We start from the raw sequence: 13,879 nt of genomic DNA, 5'->3' as shown, positions 1-13,879 counted from the left end.
TGCGGGCATTATCCCTGAAGAAGGAGGCCCTGACTAACGGTCCTTTGGTCGGAGGTCCGCGGCCGCTGCGTCGGATGGCGGCCGGTAAAACAGTGCGGCCGTCAGCAGTTCCCGGGTGTACCCGGACTGCGGGTTCTGGAATATGGCCTCCGACGGACCGCTTTCGATGACCTGGCCGGAGCGCAACACCAGCAACTGGTGACTCAGTGCCCGCACCACCGCCAGGTCGTGACTGATGAAAAGATAGCTTAGCTGATAACGTGACTGCAATTCCTGCAGCAATTCAATCACCTGTTTCTGAACCGTGCGATCCAGCGCCGAGGTGGGTTCATCCAGCACAATCACATCCGGCTGCAATACCAGGGCCCGGGCAATGGCGATACGCTGGCGCTGACCACCGGAGAATTCATGGGGGTAACGGTGGCGTGCCTCCGGGTTCAAGCCCACGTCGGTGAGTGCGCGAATAACCTGCTGTTGCTGTTCGTCACGGCTGGTGTCGCTGTGAATCTCCAGGCCTTCGCGGACGATATCGCCCACCGACATGCGCGGACTCAGGCTGCCGAAGGGATCCTGAAACACCAGTTGCATCCGCCGGCGCCAGGGCCGGAAAGCCTTCTGGTTGAGGTGGTCGATCCGGTCACCGAGGAAAAACACCCGGCCCTGACTCTCGGTCAGTTGCAACAGGGCGTGGCCAATGGTGGTCTTGCCACTGCCGCTTTCACCGACAATGCCCAGGGTCTCGCCCTTACGTACGGTGAAGCTGACATCCTGCACCGCATGGGCCCAGCGCCGGGTCCGGCCGAACAGTGACTTGCCAATGGGAAAACGCACGTTCAGTTTTTCCACCCGCAGCAGTTCGTCCTGGCTGGTGTCTGCCGGCTGCGGCGCTTGCGGTGGTTCGGAGTCCAGCAGCTTGCGGGTGTAGGGGTGAGCGGGTGACGTGAACACGCGCTCCGTTTCGCCTTCTTCCACCATTTTTCCCTGCTCCATCACCACAACCCGTTGCGCATAGTGACGCACGATGGTGAGGTCATGGGTGATCAGCAGCACCGCCATGCCGAATCGTTGCTGCAGCGACTGCAGCAGTTCCAGTACCTGCTTCTGTACTGTGACATCCAGTGCGGTGGTGGGCTCGTCGGCAATCAGTAGGTCTGGCTCATTGGCCAGGGCCATGGCAATCATTACCCGCTGTTTCTGGCCGCCGGAAAGCTGGTGGGGATGGCTGTCCAGTCGTTCCTCCGGTTGCGGAATGCCCACCAGGTCGAGAAGTTCCAGTACCCGCTTGCGTGCCTGCGGCCCTCGCATTCCCTTGTGGACCATCAGCACTTCAGAGATCTGCTTCTCTACGGTATGCAGCGGGTTCAGGGACGTCATCGGCTCCTGGAAGATCATGCTGATGGCACGGCCGCGAACCTGGCGCAAACGGCGCTCACCGGCACTGAGCAGGTCTTCCCCGCGATAGCGGATAGCGCCTGATGGATAGTTGACCAGATTGCGGTCGAGCAGTCGCAGTACTGACAGTGCAGACACCGACTTGCCGGAGCCGCTTTCGCCAACCAGCGCCAGGGTCTCGCCCTCGCGGACCTCGAACGAGAGGCCCTGGACGGCAGGCTCGTCGGCGCCAAAGGTCAGGGTGAGGTTGTCGAATTCCAGTACGCCGGCCATGTCAGTTCTTCCTCGGGTCAAAGGCATCACGCACGGCTTCACCAACAAACACCAGCAGGGTCAGCATGATGGCGAGACTGAAAAAGGCTGATGCCGCCAGCCAGGGCGCATGCAGGTTTTCCTTGGCCTGGTAGATCAGCTCGCCCAGGGACGGTGACCCCGGAGGGAGCCCGAAGCCCAGAAAGTCCAGGGATGTGAGCCCGGTAATGGCACCCGTCAGGATGAACGGCAGAAAGGTGAGGGTGGCCACCATGGCGTTGGGCAAAATATGCCGGAACATGATCTTGCGATTGCCCAGGCCCAGGGCTCTGGCCGCCTTGACGTATTCCAGGTTGCGGGCCCGCAGGAATTCCGCGCGCACCACATCCACCAGGCCCATCCAGCTGAACAGCAGCATGATGCCCAGCAGCCACCAGAAGTTGGGCTGCAGAATGGCCGACAGGATGATCAGCAGGTACAGCACCGGCAGCCCCGACCAGATCTCCACGAAGCGCTGACCCAGCAGGTCCACCTTGCCGCCGTAGTAGCCCTGCAGTGCCCCGACGGATACCCCCACAATACAGCTGAGAACGGTCAGGATCAGGCCGAACAGCACGGATATCCGGAAACCGTAGATCACCCGCGCGGCCACGTCGCGGGCCTGGTCGTCTGTGCCCAGCCAGTTTTCCGCGGACGGTGGCGCTGGTGAAGGTTCGTTCAGGTCGTAGTTGACCGTTTCATAACTGAACCGTATCGGTGGCCACACCATCCATCCGTTACTGTTGATTTCCTCCTCGATGAAGCTGTCCCGGTAGTTGGCCTCCGAGGGCAGGAAACCACCAAAGGTTTCCTCGGGAATCGACTGCACCACCGGGAAGTAGAGCTCGTCCTGATAGGAGATGACCAGGGGTCGGTCGTTGGCGATCAGCTCGGCGCACATGGACAGCACAAACAGCGTGAGGAACAGCCACAGGGACCAGTAACCACGACGGTTGCGGCGGAAGTTCTCGAAACGACGGCGCTGGATGGGTGATAGCTTCAACAGAACCTAGCCCTCCCTGCTTTCGAAGTCGATGCGCGGGTCTACCAGCACATAGGTGAGGTCGCTGACCAGTTTCAGTACCAGCCCCATCAGCGTGAAGATAAAGAGCGTGCCGAAGATCACCGGGTAATCCCGGTTGAGGGCGGCTTCAAAGCCGAGCAGGCCAAGACCATCCAGTGAGAAAATTACCTCGATCAGCAACGAGCCGGTAAAGAACAGCGATACCAGAACACCGGGCATGCTGGCGATCACGATCAGCATGGCGTTGCGAAATACATGGCCGTAGAGCACCTGGCGCTGGTTGAGACCCTTGGCCCGGGCGGTGACCACGTAATGCTTGCCGATCTCATCGAGAAAGGAGTTCTTGGTGAGCAGGGTGAGGGTGGCAAAACCGCCAATCACATTGGCTGTTACCGGCAGTACCAGGTGCATGAAGTAGTCCTGAATCTTTTCCGGCCAGGACATCTCGTCAAAATTGGTGGAGGTGAGGCCACTGTTGGGGAATACGTCAAAGTAGCTGCCGCCACCGAACAGAACGATCAGTATGATGGCGAACAGGAAGCCCGGGATCGCATAACCAACGACGATGAAGGAACTGGTCCAGACATCGAACCTGGAGCCATCGCTGACCGCCTTGCGGATACCCAGGGGTATCGAAATCAGGTAGATGACCAGGGTCGACCAGAGCCCCAGCGAGATGGACACCGGCAGCTTTTCCACGATCAGCTCGATCACCGTCCGGTCCCGGTAGAAGGATTCACCGAAGTCGAACCGGACGTAGTCGGCAATCATCTGGAAGAAGCGTTCGTGGGGTGGCTTGTCAAAGCCGTACATGACTTCGATTTCCGCCAGCAGTTCCGGGTGTATGCCCTGGGAGGAGCGCGAATCACCACCGGACGCCACTTCGCTGCCGCCGCCCCCACCGGCCCGGGTGAGGGTACTGCCGCCATGGCCCTGCATTTCGGCCAGCAACTGCTCGACAGGCCCCCCGGGAGCGGCCTGCACGATGACAAAATTGAGCAGCATGATCCCGAACAGGGTCGGGATGATCAGTGCCAGACGCCGGAGAATATAGCTGCCCATAACGACTGTCAGCTCCGGTAGTCAGGCAGGTGGGACGGGTTCAGCATGGAGTCAGTCGCCATACCACCAGTTATCGACATCGACACCATTCTTGGGTGTGGTTTCCGGGCGCTCCAGGAAAGACCAGTAGGCAATGCGGTCCATGGAGAGGTGCCATTGGGGAACCACGTAATGGCCATGCAGCAGCACGCGGTCCAGGGCACGCACGTGGTTGACCAGGGTCTCGCGGTCGGGGGCCTGGATAACCTTCTCCACCAGTGCGTCCACCACCGGATCCGCGATGCCGGCATAGTTGCGGGAGCCTTTGATGTCGACCACCGAGGAATGCCAGAAATCCCGCTGCTCATTGCCCGGCGAGTCGGACTGGGAGATGACCTGAGTCACGATGTCGAAGTCGTAGCTCTGTACCCGTTCCACGTACTGGTTGGTATCCACCAGCCGCACGCTGACATCCATGCCCAGGCGTTCCAGGTTGTTCTTGAACGGCAGCACGATACGTTCGAAGTTCTTCTGGTGTAACAGGAATTGAAACGACAGGGTTTCGCCGGTGTCCTGGTGAACCATGGCGCCGTCCTGGATGCGGTAGCCCGCCTCCTGCAGCAGCGTCATGGCCTTGCGCAGGTTGTCGCGGAGGGTACGGTCGCCCTCGGTGGACGGCGGCGAATACGCTTCCGTGAAGACGTCATCCGGCAACTGGTCGCGATAGGCATTCAGTATTTCCAGTTCGCGTCCCTGCGGCAGGCCGGAGGAGGCCAGTTCACTGTTCTCGAAGAAACTGTCGGTGCGCTCATACTGATCGTAGAAAAGATTGCGGTTGGCCCAGTCGAAGTCAAAGGCATGAGCGATTGCTTCACGCACCTTCGGATCGGAGAACTTGTCCCTGCGGGTATTGAATATGAACGCCTGCATGCCGGCGGGCCGCTGGTGCTCGATGGCCTCGGTAATAATCCGGCCATCAGCGAAACGGTCGCCACTATAGGCGGTGGCCCAGTTCTTGGCGGAGGATTCCAGGCGGAAATCATAGTCACCGGACTTGAAGGCTTCCAGCGAGACGGTTTCATCCGAGTAATAGTCGTAACGGATGCGGTCGAAGTTGAAACGGCCCTTGCGGACGGGCAGATCGGCAGCCCAGTAGTCCTCGGCCCGTTCGTAGGTGATGTAACGGCCCGCCTCGAATTCGCCGATCCGGTAGGGACCGCTGCCCAGAGGCCGCGTCAGCCCTTCCTCGCCAAACACATGCTCCTGCCAGTAGTGCTCCGGCAGAATCGGCATCTGGCCAACGATCAGGGGCAATTCCCGGTTGCTGGTGTCCCCGAAATCAAAGCGCACCCGGCGCTCGGACTCCACGGTGACATTCTCAACGCCGGCATAATAACTGCGGTAGAACGGGTGACCTTTTTCCATCAGCAGATTGAACGTAAAGGCCACATCCTCGGCAGTGATGGGGTGGCCATCGTGGAACCGGGCTTCGGGTCGCAGATTGTAGACCACATGGCTGCGGTCTTCCGGCGTCTCGATAGACTCGGCTATCAGGCCGTAGGCGGAAAAGGGCTCGTCATCAGAGGATACCAGCAGTGTGTCGTACAAATAGGTACTGATGCCGGCGGCTGCCACCCCCCTTACCACCAGCGGGTTGAATGTATCGTACCCGTTGGCCCTGACTGCCAGCCGCAGACGACCGCCTTTGGGAGCGTCCGGGTTGACATAACTGAAATGGCTGAAGTCGGGGCCGTAAGCCGGCTCACCATGCATGGCCAGCGCGTGTACGGGCTCGACCGGTGCTGCCTTGCCTTGATCAGGGTTGTCTTCACTGGCTGAGAGTGTGGCTGACAGAAGCAGGGCGCCCGTCAGCGCGAACAGGGGTGAAAACCGGAAGATCCTTGGTCTGGCCATAGCAATTCTTATACCCGTCGTTGTTGTACGGGCGGCTTGCTGCCGCCCGTATTAGTCTGTGGGAAGACTTGGACCGGAAAAATCAGGGGCTGTTCCGCACATCCACGTAGAGTACCAGACTCTGGCCGGGTTGCAGATAACGGGCGGTGTTGAGATCGTTCCAGGCGGCAATGTCGCTGACGTTGACCGCAAAACGATTGGCGATGGTCGACAGTGAGTCCCCCTGGCGCACCCGGTATCCTACCTTGCGCACCATGCCGGAGCGGTTGTTGCTCGCCACTTGTGTGCCGGCGGCGGCCTGTGCATTTTTGGACCAGATTACCAGCTTGCGGCCAGGCACCAGCGGGTCACCCGGCGCCATACCATTCCAGGCGGCGACCTGGCGAACGCTGACGCCGTGCTCGCGGGCAATGTCCCAGAAGGTGTCGCCCCGTTTCACCAGGTGGCTGACACGCTGGCCGTCACTGTTGCGACCGGCCTGCTCCTGTTTGCGGGCAAGGCGCTGGTTCTGGCTGTGGCTGTAGGTGCCCTGGTCCGCGCGGGCTGACGGAATCAACAGTTGCTGTCCCACACGGATCAGATCGCCGTTGAGTTTGTTGACTTCGCGAAGTACCGACGCCGTGGTGCCGTTGCGGCGGGCGATGGCGCCCAGGTTGTCACCAGACCGGACCTCATAGCTGTTCCAGGAAACCCGGGTGTCGGGGTCAAGGGAGGCAATTCCCTGGCGGAAGCGGTTGGCACTGGCCACGGGCACCAGCAGGCGGTGAGGCCCATCCGGGCGGGTGGCCCAACGGTTATAGGACGGGTTCAGCAGATAGATTTCATCCACATCGACGCCCGCCAGTTCGGCGGCGTGGGCCAGGTCGATCTGACCACCGGTTTCAACGATCTCGAAGTAAGGCTCGTCTTCCAGGGGCGGCAGTTCAATACCGTAGGCTTCGGGGTCGTCAAAGATTTTGGCAAGGGCAATGAGTTTGGGTACGTAATGACGGGTTTCCCGGGGCAGGTCCAGAGACCAGTAATCCGTTGGCTCGCCCTTTCGGTTATTGCGACGGATGGCGGAATTTACCGTGCCGCCACCACTGTTGTAGGCGGCCAGGGCGAGGGTGGGATCGCCATCGAAACGTTTCGCCAACTGGTCGAGGTAGGTAAGCGCCGCGTTGGTGGAGCCCACCACATCACGCCGGCCATCGTGCCACCAGCTCTGATCCAGGCCGAAATGGCGGCCGGTACCCGGAATGAACTGCCAGAGACCCGAGGCGCGGCCGTGGGAGTAGGCGAAAGGATCGAACGCGCTTTCCACGACGGGTAGCAAGGCATATTCCATGGGCAGACCGCGCCGCTCGGTTTCCTCGACGATGTAGTGCAGATAGCGCCGGCCCCGCTCAACCACCCGGTTGATGTACGACGGGTGTTTCTGGAACCACGCCAACTGCTGCTGGACGCGCTCATCCCCCTGGTCATGGTTCATGGCAAAGCCGGCGCGGATACGGTTCCAGAGATCACGCTCTTCCTCGGCTGCCTCGCCGTCGGCGACCTCGCCGGAATCCAGGCGGTCACGGGCCTGTTCCGCAGTGAGCTTGAGCGAGGGCTCAATGGATTCGTCCAGCTCCGTGGTGCCATCTCCCTCACGGTTTTCCACTGACCGCTTGAGAGCGTCGTCACCGGCAGCCACCGTTTGCTGGTGCGAGTCCAGTACGGTTTCCTTCTCTTGTCCGAACCAGGAAGGGGTGGAGGAGCAACCGGTGAGCAGCACGGTCAGCAGAGTCAAAGTGGTCGTACGTCTTGCCATCATAAAGGACATTCCAGAGATCGGACGGATTCCAGCCTGTTTCCCTGCCTGCCGAGCGGGTAAACGGGTTCCGGGAAACGTTCGCGATTTTATGTAACCGTCGAATCCGGGTCAATCAGACCTGCGTTACGGGATAGCAACGCCAGGGCCCATTGTGGAACACTGGCATGCCGGATCTGAAGTGTATTCGATCAGAAGTTGTCCTTGCCGTGACGCACTGCCGCAAATACGGCGCTGTCACTATCGGTTACAAGGTTGTGTTCGCGGCCGTAGGCTTCCGCGGCCCGGATCACGATTGGGTCGTCCCAGCGCAGGAACGGATTGCGCTGTTTTTCATCACCCAGTACCACCGGCACGGTGGGCCTGTCGTCATCCCGAAGGGCCTGGCAATGTTCCTCGAAGGCCGCCAGGGCAGGATCGTCGGGCAGCCAGCTGCGCGCAAAACGGAGGTTGGCGAGGGTGTATTCATGGGCACAGAAAACAGCGGTGTCATCCGGCAGGGCCCGAAGGCTTGCCAGGGATTCCACCATCTGCCCGGGCGTACCTTCGAACAGGCGCCCGCAACCACAGGCGAACAGGGTGTCGCCGCAGAATAGCGCCGGCCGTCCTGCCACCGGGGTATCGCAGAAAAAGGCGATATGGTCGAGGGTGTGACCCGGGGTGTCCAGTACCTGAAAAGTGAGGGATTGCCAGACCACCTGGTCGCCGGGATGAACCGTATCGGTGCCACCGGTGAATGGAGAGTTGGCCGGTGCCACTATCCTGGTGGGGTTGAACTGGTCACGCAGCGTGGCGATACCACCGGTGTGATCGGGGTGGTGGTGGGTGACCAGGATGGTGTCGAGGGCGAGCTGGTTCCGGGTAAGGTAGTCCGCTACCGGCTTCGCCTGGCCGGGATCGACAATCAGGGCCTTGCGGGAGTCTGTATCGGCCAGGCACCAGATGTAATTGTCAGAGAACGCCGGTATCGGTGTGATGGTCAGCATAATGCCCTCGTTTCGGATGATAGGGGTGCCTGTTACTATAAAGCATCGGGTTGCTCGTGCCCAAGGGTGTCCCACCGACTGTCGGGGTAATGGATGGCAAATAATCAAGGCTGGAAGTGGTTACGTATCTTCCGTCGCGGGCGCCGACGCCAGCCCGATTACCGGGCATGTCATCGCAGTTTCGAGGCCTGGTTCCAGTCCTCCCTGGGTCAGGCATTGCTGGAAGACCAGCGTGCCTGCGTGCGGACCCATGTGGCGGATCTGGGTGGAGCGCGTCAGTTGCACATTGCGCTGAGTAATCGTCTGCCGCTGGCACCGGATACCGACTTCACCCAGCATATCGTGGCAACGCCGTACTGGCGCAAGGACCTGCCCGAGGGGGTTGTGGTGTGTGATCCTGACGAGTTGCCGTTTCCGTCCGGGTCGGTGGATCTGGTCATCCTTCACCATACCGCGGATTTCACCGCCTGGCCGCACCAGGTGCTGCGGGAATCCACCCGCGTATTGCGCGGCGGTGGGCAGTTGCTGGTGCTGGGGTTCAATCCGCTCAGTTCCTGGGGCATCCGCCGCTTGCTGAGTCGTCGCCGTCGCGGGCCGTGGTGTGGCCGCTTCCTGTTGCGCTCGCGGATGGAGGACTGGCTCAACCTGCTGGACTGTTCGGTGGACCGTTCCGGCACCTATTTCTTCCGTTTACCGCTGCAGAGCGAGTCACTGGCGGAGCGTCGCAGTCTGCTTGAATATGCCGGCACCCAGGGCATGCTGCCGCTCGGCGCCTACTACTGTGTACTCGCCACCAAACGTGTGTGCTCTCCCATTGCCCGTCGCTGGGCATGGCGGCCGGGTAAGGTGATTCCGATGCCCGCTCCCGGTACACTCGGCATCACACGACGGGGCTACGGCGATGAAGCAGAGCCGCTCCGTACCGAAGCCAATTATTCAGACCGGAATCGTTAATGACTGGAAAAGTAACGCTGTATACCGATGGTGCCTGCAAGGGCAACCCGGGCCCTGGTGGCTGGGGAGCCTTGCTGAGTTACGGGGAAAGCTCCCGCGAGCTGTTCGGGGGTGAGGGCACCACCACCAATAATCGCATGGAACTGATGGCCGCCATCGAAGGGCTGAAAGCCCTGAAACGGCCCTGCCACGTGGATCTGTACACGGATTCCCAGTACGTCCGGAAAGGCATAACTGAATGGATGGCCGGGTGGAAAAAGAACGGCTGGAAGACCGCTGCCCGCAAACCGGTAAAAAACGAAGACCTCTGGCGCGCCCTGGATGAAGAGGTGGCACGCCACGACATCACCTGGCACTGGGTCAAGGGGCACTCCGGCGTGCCGGGCAACGAACGAGCGGACGCCCTGGCCAACCTCGGTATCGAAAAACTGGCCTCGGCATGAGTGGAGCACTAACCAGCGCGCCTTGCTCTCAAGGCTCTCAGTGGCTCAGTAGATCAATAAATTAACCAAACGGGACACTAAGCATGAGACAGATCGTTCTGGATACGGAAACCACCGGTATTGACCCGGCAGAGGGTCACCGGATTATCGAAATCGGCTGTGTTGAGCTGATGGAACGGAAGCCGACCGGGCGTCATTATCACGTCTACATCAATCCCGAGCGGGAAGTGGAAGAGGAAGCCATTTCCATTCACGGCATCACCAATGATTTCCTGGCCGACAAGCCCCGGTTTGCTGACATCGTGGGGGAGTTCCTCGAGTTTATTGACGGGGCCGAACTGGTCATCCACAACGCACCCTTCGATGTGGGCTTCATGGACGCCGAGTTTGCCCGCCTGAAGCCGGTACGCAAGGTGGCGGATCATTGTGGCGTGCTCGACTCCCTGGCCATCGCCCGGCGCCGGCATCCGGGTCAGAAGAACAGCCTGGACGCACTCTGCAAACGTTATGGGGTGGATAACAGCAACCGGGAATTGCACGGCGCTCTGCTCGATGCGGAAATCCTGGCGGACGTTTTCCTCCTGCTGACCGGTGGACAGACCGCGCTGTCTCTGGATGCCGGAAGCGAGGGGGGCGAAGGTGGCGCCACCATCCGTCGCCTGCCGCAGGATCGGCCACGCCTGACGGTGGTACGCGCCAGTGAGCAGGAGCTGGCAGAACACGAGGCTTTCCTGGATACCGTGGAGAAGGCTGGTGGTGAAGCCGTGTGGCGGGGCTGACCACGAATTTCGGCGCTCTGAAAAGGGTTTGGTACAGATTAGCGACAGAACTGAGAACTGTTTAGGATATCTGGAAAGTGGTAACCGCAGTGGCTTGAGCGGGCTGACATTTGTGTTATAAGTAACGCTTGGTGTGCGGTTTGGGTCATTCGCTGTCAGGTAGTTCCAAACGGCATACGAGTCCTTGTATTACGGCGATTCGTCCGGGTAACCCACGAAACACCTGCGCTGTACCAGAAGGTCGTGAGGTGCCCGGCCAGGCACACTACCCGAGCCATTCGGGCCGGGCCTGACCCGCGACCGTCGGGAAGCCCCTGTTCAGGCCATGCCTGTGCAGGAGGTACCTGAAGGCCAGAACGGTACCTGCGCAGGAAATGCTGAGACAGGAAGCGTCAGTTTATGATTCAGTCGTCACTAGCGACGAAGTCCCAGTCGTTTGATCTGGTCAAGAGTGAAATAGAGCAGACCATCCGCAACGCAGAAACCAGCCTCGAGCGCTTCCAGGAAAATCGCGAGAGCGGCGAAGACCTGCAGAACTGTGTTGATTACCTGAATCAGCTCCGGGGCATCTTTGTGCTGGTGGAGCTGCGTGGCGGCACCCTTCTGTGCAAGGAAGCGGTCACGGTCGCCAACGACGTACCGGTAGGCGCCAGCGACGACAAGAACATCCTTCTGACCACACTCAACAGCTCCCTGTTTATCCTTCGCCGCTATGTGGAATACTATCACCAGCAGCGGGAGGATCACCCGGAGCTGCTGTTGCCCATCATCAATGAACTGCGGGTAGCACGGGGCGACCAGCCCCACCCGGAATCCTACTTTTTCGATCTGGACACAGAGAAGCGCCCGGATTTCTGCGCCGGTACCCCGACCCAGCCGCTGGATCTGGCCGACAATGAATTCGAGACCTATGCCCGTCGTATGCGGCTGATGCTCCAGGTCGCACTGGTCGGAGTGATTCGCGAGCGCAATGAAGTGGTCAGCAAGAAGCTGATCGCGCGGGCCTCGCGGGGGTTTGCCCGTTTGTGCGGAGACGGCCAGCTCAAGCAGTTGTGGTGTCTGCTGATGGTGGTGGCGGATACCATGACTGACCGCGCCATGGGCTTCAACAAGGCGCGCAAGCGGCTGCTGATGCGTATCGAGAAGTACAGCCGCGATATGGTCTATGTTGGTCGCACGGCGGCCCGCCGTACCGTGGACGAGGCCATTATCCGTGAGCTGGTCTACCTGCTGTACCGCAGTGGCTCCGGCAATCAGGAAGTACAGCGCATTCTGTCCGCCTGGAAGCTGGCGCCATCGGACTACCCGGAATCCATGATGGAGGCCCATCGCAAACGACTGTATGGCCCGGGTGCCGATGTGCTCAAGTCCCTGTCCACCGCACTGCAGGACGAGCTCAACCAGCTCAAGGACCGTCTGGATATCATCGAGCGGGGCATTGAGCCGGATCTCAGCGAGCTGTCCACCATTGCCGATTCTCTTAACCGGTTGTCCAATACCCTGAACATGCTCGACCTCAACCAGCTGGCGGACATCGCCCGCAGCGAAGCGGAGCGCCTGCGCACCTGGGAGCATGCCGGCTCTCTGCCGGCCGAGGACGAGATGTACTCACTGGCGGACGCAGTGCTGGGTATCGAGAACGCGGTCCAGCAAATGGTTTCCAGGGGCATCACTTCGGAAACCGACGCCCTGGCGATGGCCCGGCCTGAAACCCGTGAGGAGTCCCTCTACTTGCGGGAGGCTTCCATCGTAGTGGGCGACGAGGCCCGCAGTGCGCTGACCCTGGCAAAGCGGGCTATCACCGCCTTCGTGGAATCCGATTACGACAAGCTGCACCTGGCGAACCTGCCAAATACACTGCACAGCATCTGGGGCGGCCTGCTGCTGACCGGTGATGTGGATGCAGCGGGTGTCATGGACCGTGTGGCCAGGTCCATCCAGAGCCGTCTGCTGGACGTGAAGGAACCACCGGGGAACGCAGTGCTGGAATCCCTGGCAGATGCACTGACGTCGCTGGAGTACTACATCGAGACCATTGGTACCCGCGACAACCGCAATCCCGATCTTCTGAAGCTGGCGGAATCTTCTCTGGACGACGGAGGGTTGTAGTGTCTTATCCCATGTTGATGCTGGTACTTGCGGGGATTGGCGGCATCCTGGTTCTGGTTGGTCTGGCATTCTTCCGGCGCCCGCACTGGCTGGTGGGCTGGCTCAAGGGCATGTTTGTCCTGGCGCTGGTGGCGGGTGGCCTCTACGGCATCGCCGTGGCCATGGAGTTGCGCCACTATCAGGCCCTGTCCCATATGGAGACCGTTGGCTCGCTCAGTGTCGAGGCGGTGGGCGAACAGACCTGGCGGGTGCGGCTCGATCAGCCCGGGGCGTCGGCGCAATCCTGGACCATCAACGGTGACGAGTGGCAACTGGATGCCCGTATCATCCGCTTTGGCGGACCCTTTGGCTGGCTGGGGGTGAAGCCGGGCTACCGACTGGAACACATCAGTGGTCGTTACCGCTCCCGGGAAGCGGAGCGCAATGGTAACCACAGGGTCGGGATAGTGGGCGACCAGAGCTGGCCGGATCTGTGGCAGCTGGATCAGACCTGGAACCTGCCGTTCCTGAAAGGCACCCTTGGCAGCGCCAGCTACAGGCCGCTCAGGGATGGCGCGCGCTACGACATTCGGCTATCTTCCGGTGGGTTGGTCACTGTGCCGGTGAATGAAGAGGCCAGGTCGGCGGAACCCCGGCGGGACCAATAGCAGCCTGATGATCCTCACCCGGGGCCGGCCACAGGCAACCGTAGACAGAAAAAGGGCATCCCGCGGGATGCCCTTTTTCGGTATGGCTGGCGAGTACTCAGTTCAGGGAGAACAGCTGTCCGAGTTTGGTGGCCAGCATCATGTCACCTTCGGCCCGCAACTGGCCGGACATGAACGCCTGCATGCCATCGGTCTCGCCGGACACGATGCCGTTGAGGGTGGCGGAATCCATGATCAGGGTCACGGAAGGATCATCGTGGTCGCCCTCGACCATCTTGCAGGTCTTGTCCTTGATGATCAGGTGGTAGTTCTTGTCGTCTTCAATGTTGAACTGGAACACCAGATCCATGCCTTCGGCGGCATCGGGATTGAAGTTCTGCTCGAATTTCTGGAATACCTGGGCTACGGACATCATTTTTCCCTTTGTTATAAAGTGCTGTGAGACGGTGGCCATCGCCTTGTGCCGATTGCACCGGCCAGCGAGCCGCCAGCGGGTGCGGTCAGTTG

12 protein-coding genes are annotated in these 13,879 nt (G+C 60.5%); 5 read left to right on the top strand and 7 right to left on the bottom strand.

Translation table 11 applies throughout. The annotated features are described in order from the left end of the window. Nucleotides 1-33 precede the first annotated feature (33 nt). The 6 genes from IE079_RS15995 to gloB form a co-directional block, all read right to left on the bottom strand. Nucleotides 34-1,665 carry an ABC transporter ATP-binding protein gene (locus IE079_RS15995; protein WP_189577837.1) on the bottom strand — a complete coding sequence of 544 codons (1,632 nt, stop codon included), beginning with the start codon at nt 1,663-1,665 and terminating at the stop codon, nt 34-36. A gap of 1 nt (nt 1,666) precedes the next feature. Then, nucleotides 1,667-2,686 (bottom strand): ABC transporter permease, encoded by a 1,020-nt coding sequence (locus tag IE079_RS15990; RefSeq protein ID WP_227712555.1) that lies wholly within the window; start codon nt 2,684-2,686, stop codon nt 1,667-1,669. 6 nt (nt 2,687-2,692) lie between these two features. After that, on the bottom strand, nt 2,693-3,769 hold the full coding sequence (locus tag IE079_RS15985) for a microcin C ABC transporter permease YejB (protein WP_189577835.1): 1,077 nt from the start codon (nt 3,767-3,769) through the stop codon (nt 2,693-2,695). Nucleotides 3,770-3,820: 51 nt separating this feature from the next. After that, on the bottom strand, nt 3,821-5,662 hold the full coding sequence (locus tag IE079_RS15980) for an extracellular solute-binding protein (RefSeq protein WP_189577833.1): 1,842 nt from the start codon (nt 5,660-5,662) through the stop codon (nt 3,821-3,823). A gap of 82 nt (nt 5,663-5,744) precedes the next feature. After that, nucleotides 5,745-7,457, bottom strand: coding sequence for a lytic transglycosylase (locus IE079_RS15975; RefSeq protein ID WP_189577831.1), 1,713 nt, complete (start codon nt 7,455-7,457; stop codon nt 5,745-5,747). A gap of 188 nt (nt 7,458-7,645) precedes the next feature. Further along, on the bottom strand, nt 7,646-8,440 hold the full coding sequence (gene gloB, locus IE079_RS15970; protein ID WP_189577829.1) for a hydroxyacylglutathione hydrolase: 795 nt from the start codon (nt 8,438-8,440) through the stop codon (nt 7,646-7,648). A gap of 93 nt (nt 8,441-8,533) precedes the next feature. Between gloB and IE079_RS15965 the strand changes: the two genes are divergently transcribed. From IE079_RS15965 to IE079_RS15945, 5 genes are all read left to right on the top strand, one after another. Then, on the top strand, nt 8,534-9,394 hold the full coding sequence (locus tag IE079_RS15965) for a class I SAM-dependent methyltransferase (RefSeq protein WP_189577828.1): 861 nt from the start codon (nt 8,534-8,536) through the stop codon (nt 9,392-9,394). Continuing rightward, nucleotides 9,394-9,837, top strand: a complete 444-nt coding sequence (rnhA, locus tag IE079_RS15960; RefSeq protein ID WP_189577826.1) for a ribonuclease HI — start codon at nt 9,394-9,396, stop codon at nt 9,835-9,837. Before IE079_RS15965 ends, rnhA begins: the two co-directional genes overlap by 1 nt. Nucleotides 9,838-9,920: 83 nt before the next feature. Continuing rightward, the gene (gene dnaQ / locus IE079_RS15955; protein ID WP_189577824.1) at nt 9,921-10,616 is read left to right on the top strand and encodes a DNA polymerase III subunit epsilon; all 696 of its coding nucleotides are present in this window, start codon (nt 9,921-9,923) and stop codon (nt 10,614-10,616) included. 399 nt (nt 10,617-11,015) lie between these two features. Next, a complete protein-coding gene (locus IE079_RS15950; protein ID WP_189577822.1) occupies nt 11,016-12,725 on the top strand; it encodes a FimL-related protein in 1,710 nt (569 codons plus the stop codon). Beyond that, a complete protein-coding gene (locus IE079_RS15945) occupies nt 12,725-13,372 on the top strand; it encodes a multidrug transporter (protein WP_189577821.1) in 648 nt (215 codons plus the stop codon). The genes IE079_RS15950 and IE079_RS15945 overlap by 1 nt, the downstream gene beginning before the upstream one ends. 97 nt (nt 13,373-13,469) lie before the next feature. Here the strand turns inward: IE079_RS15945 and IE079_RS15940 are convergent, their stop codons facing one another. Next, a complete protein-coding gene (locus IE079_RS15940) occupies nt 13,470-13,787 on the bottom strand; it encodes an SCP2 sterol-binding domain-containing protein (protein WP_227712554.1) in 318 nt (105 codons plus the stop codon). Between the last annotated feature and the right edge of the window lie 92 nt (nt 13,788-13,879).

The sequence above is a fragment of the Marinobacter zhanjiangensis genome (genome assembly GCF_014651935.1).
Classification (GTDB): Bacteria; Pseudomonadota; Gammaproteobacteria; order Pseudomonadales; family Oleiphilaceae; genus Marinobacter; species Marinobacter zhanjiangensis.
Note: the sequence above shows the minus strand (reverse complement) of the source record. Positions and strands in the feature narration are given on the sequence as shown.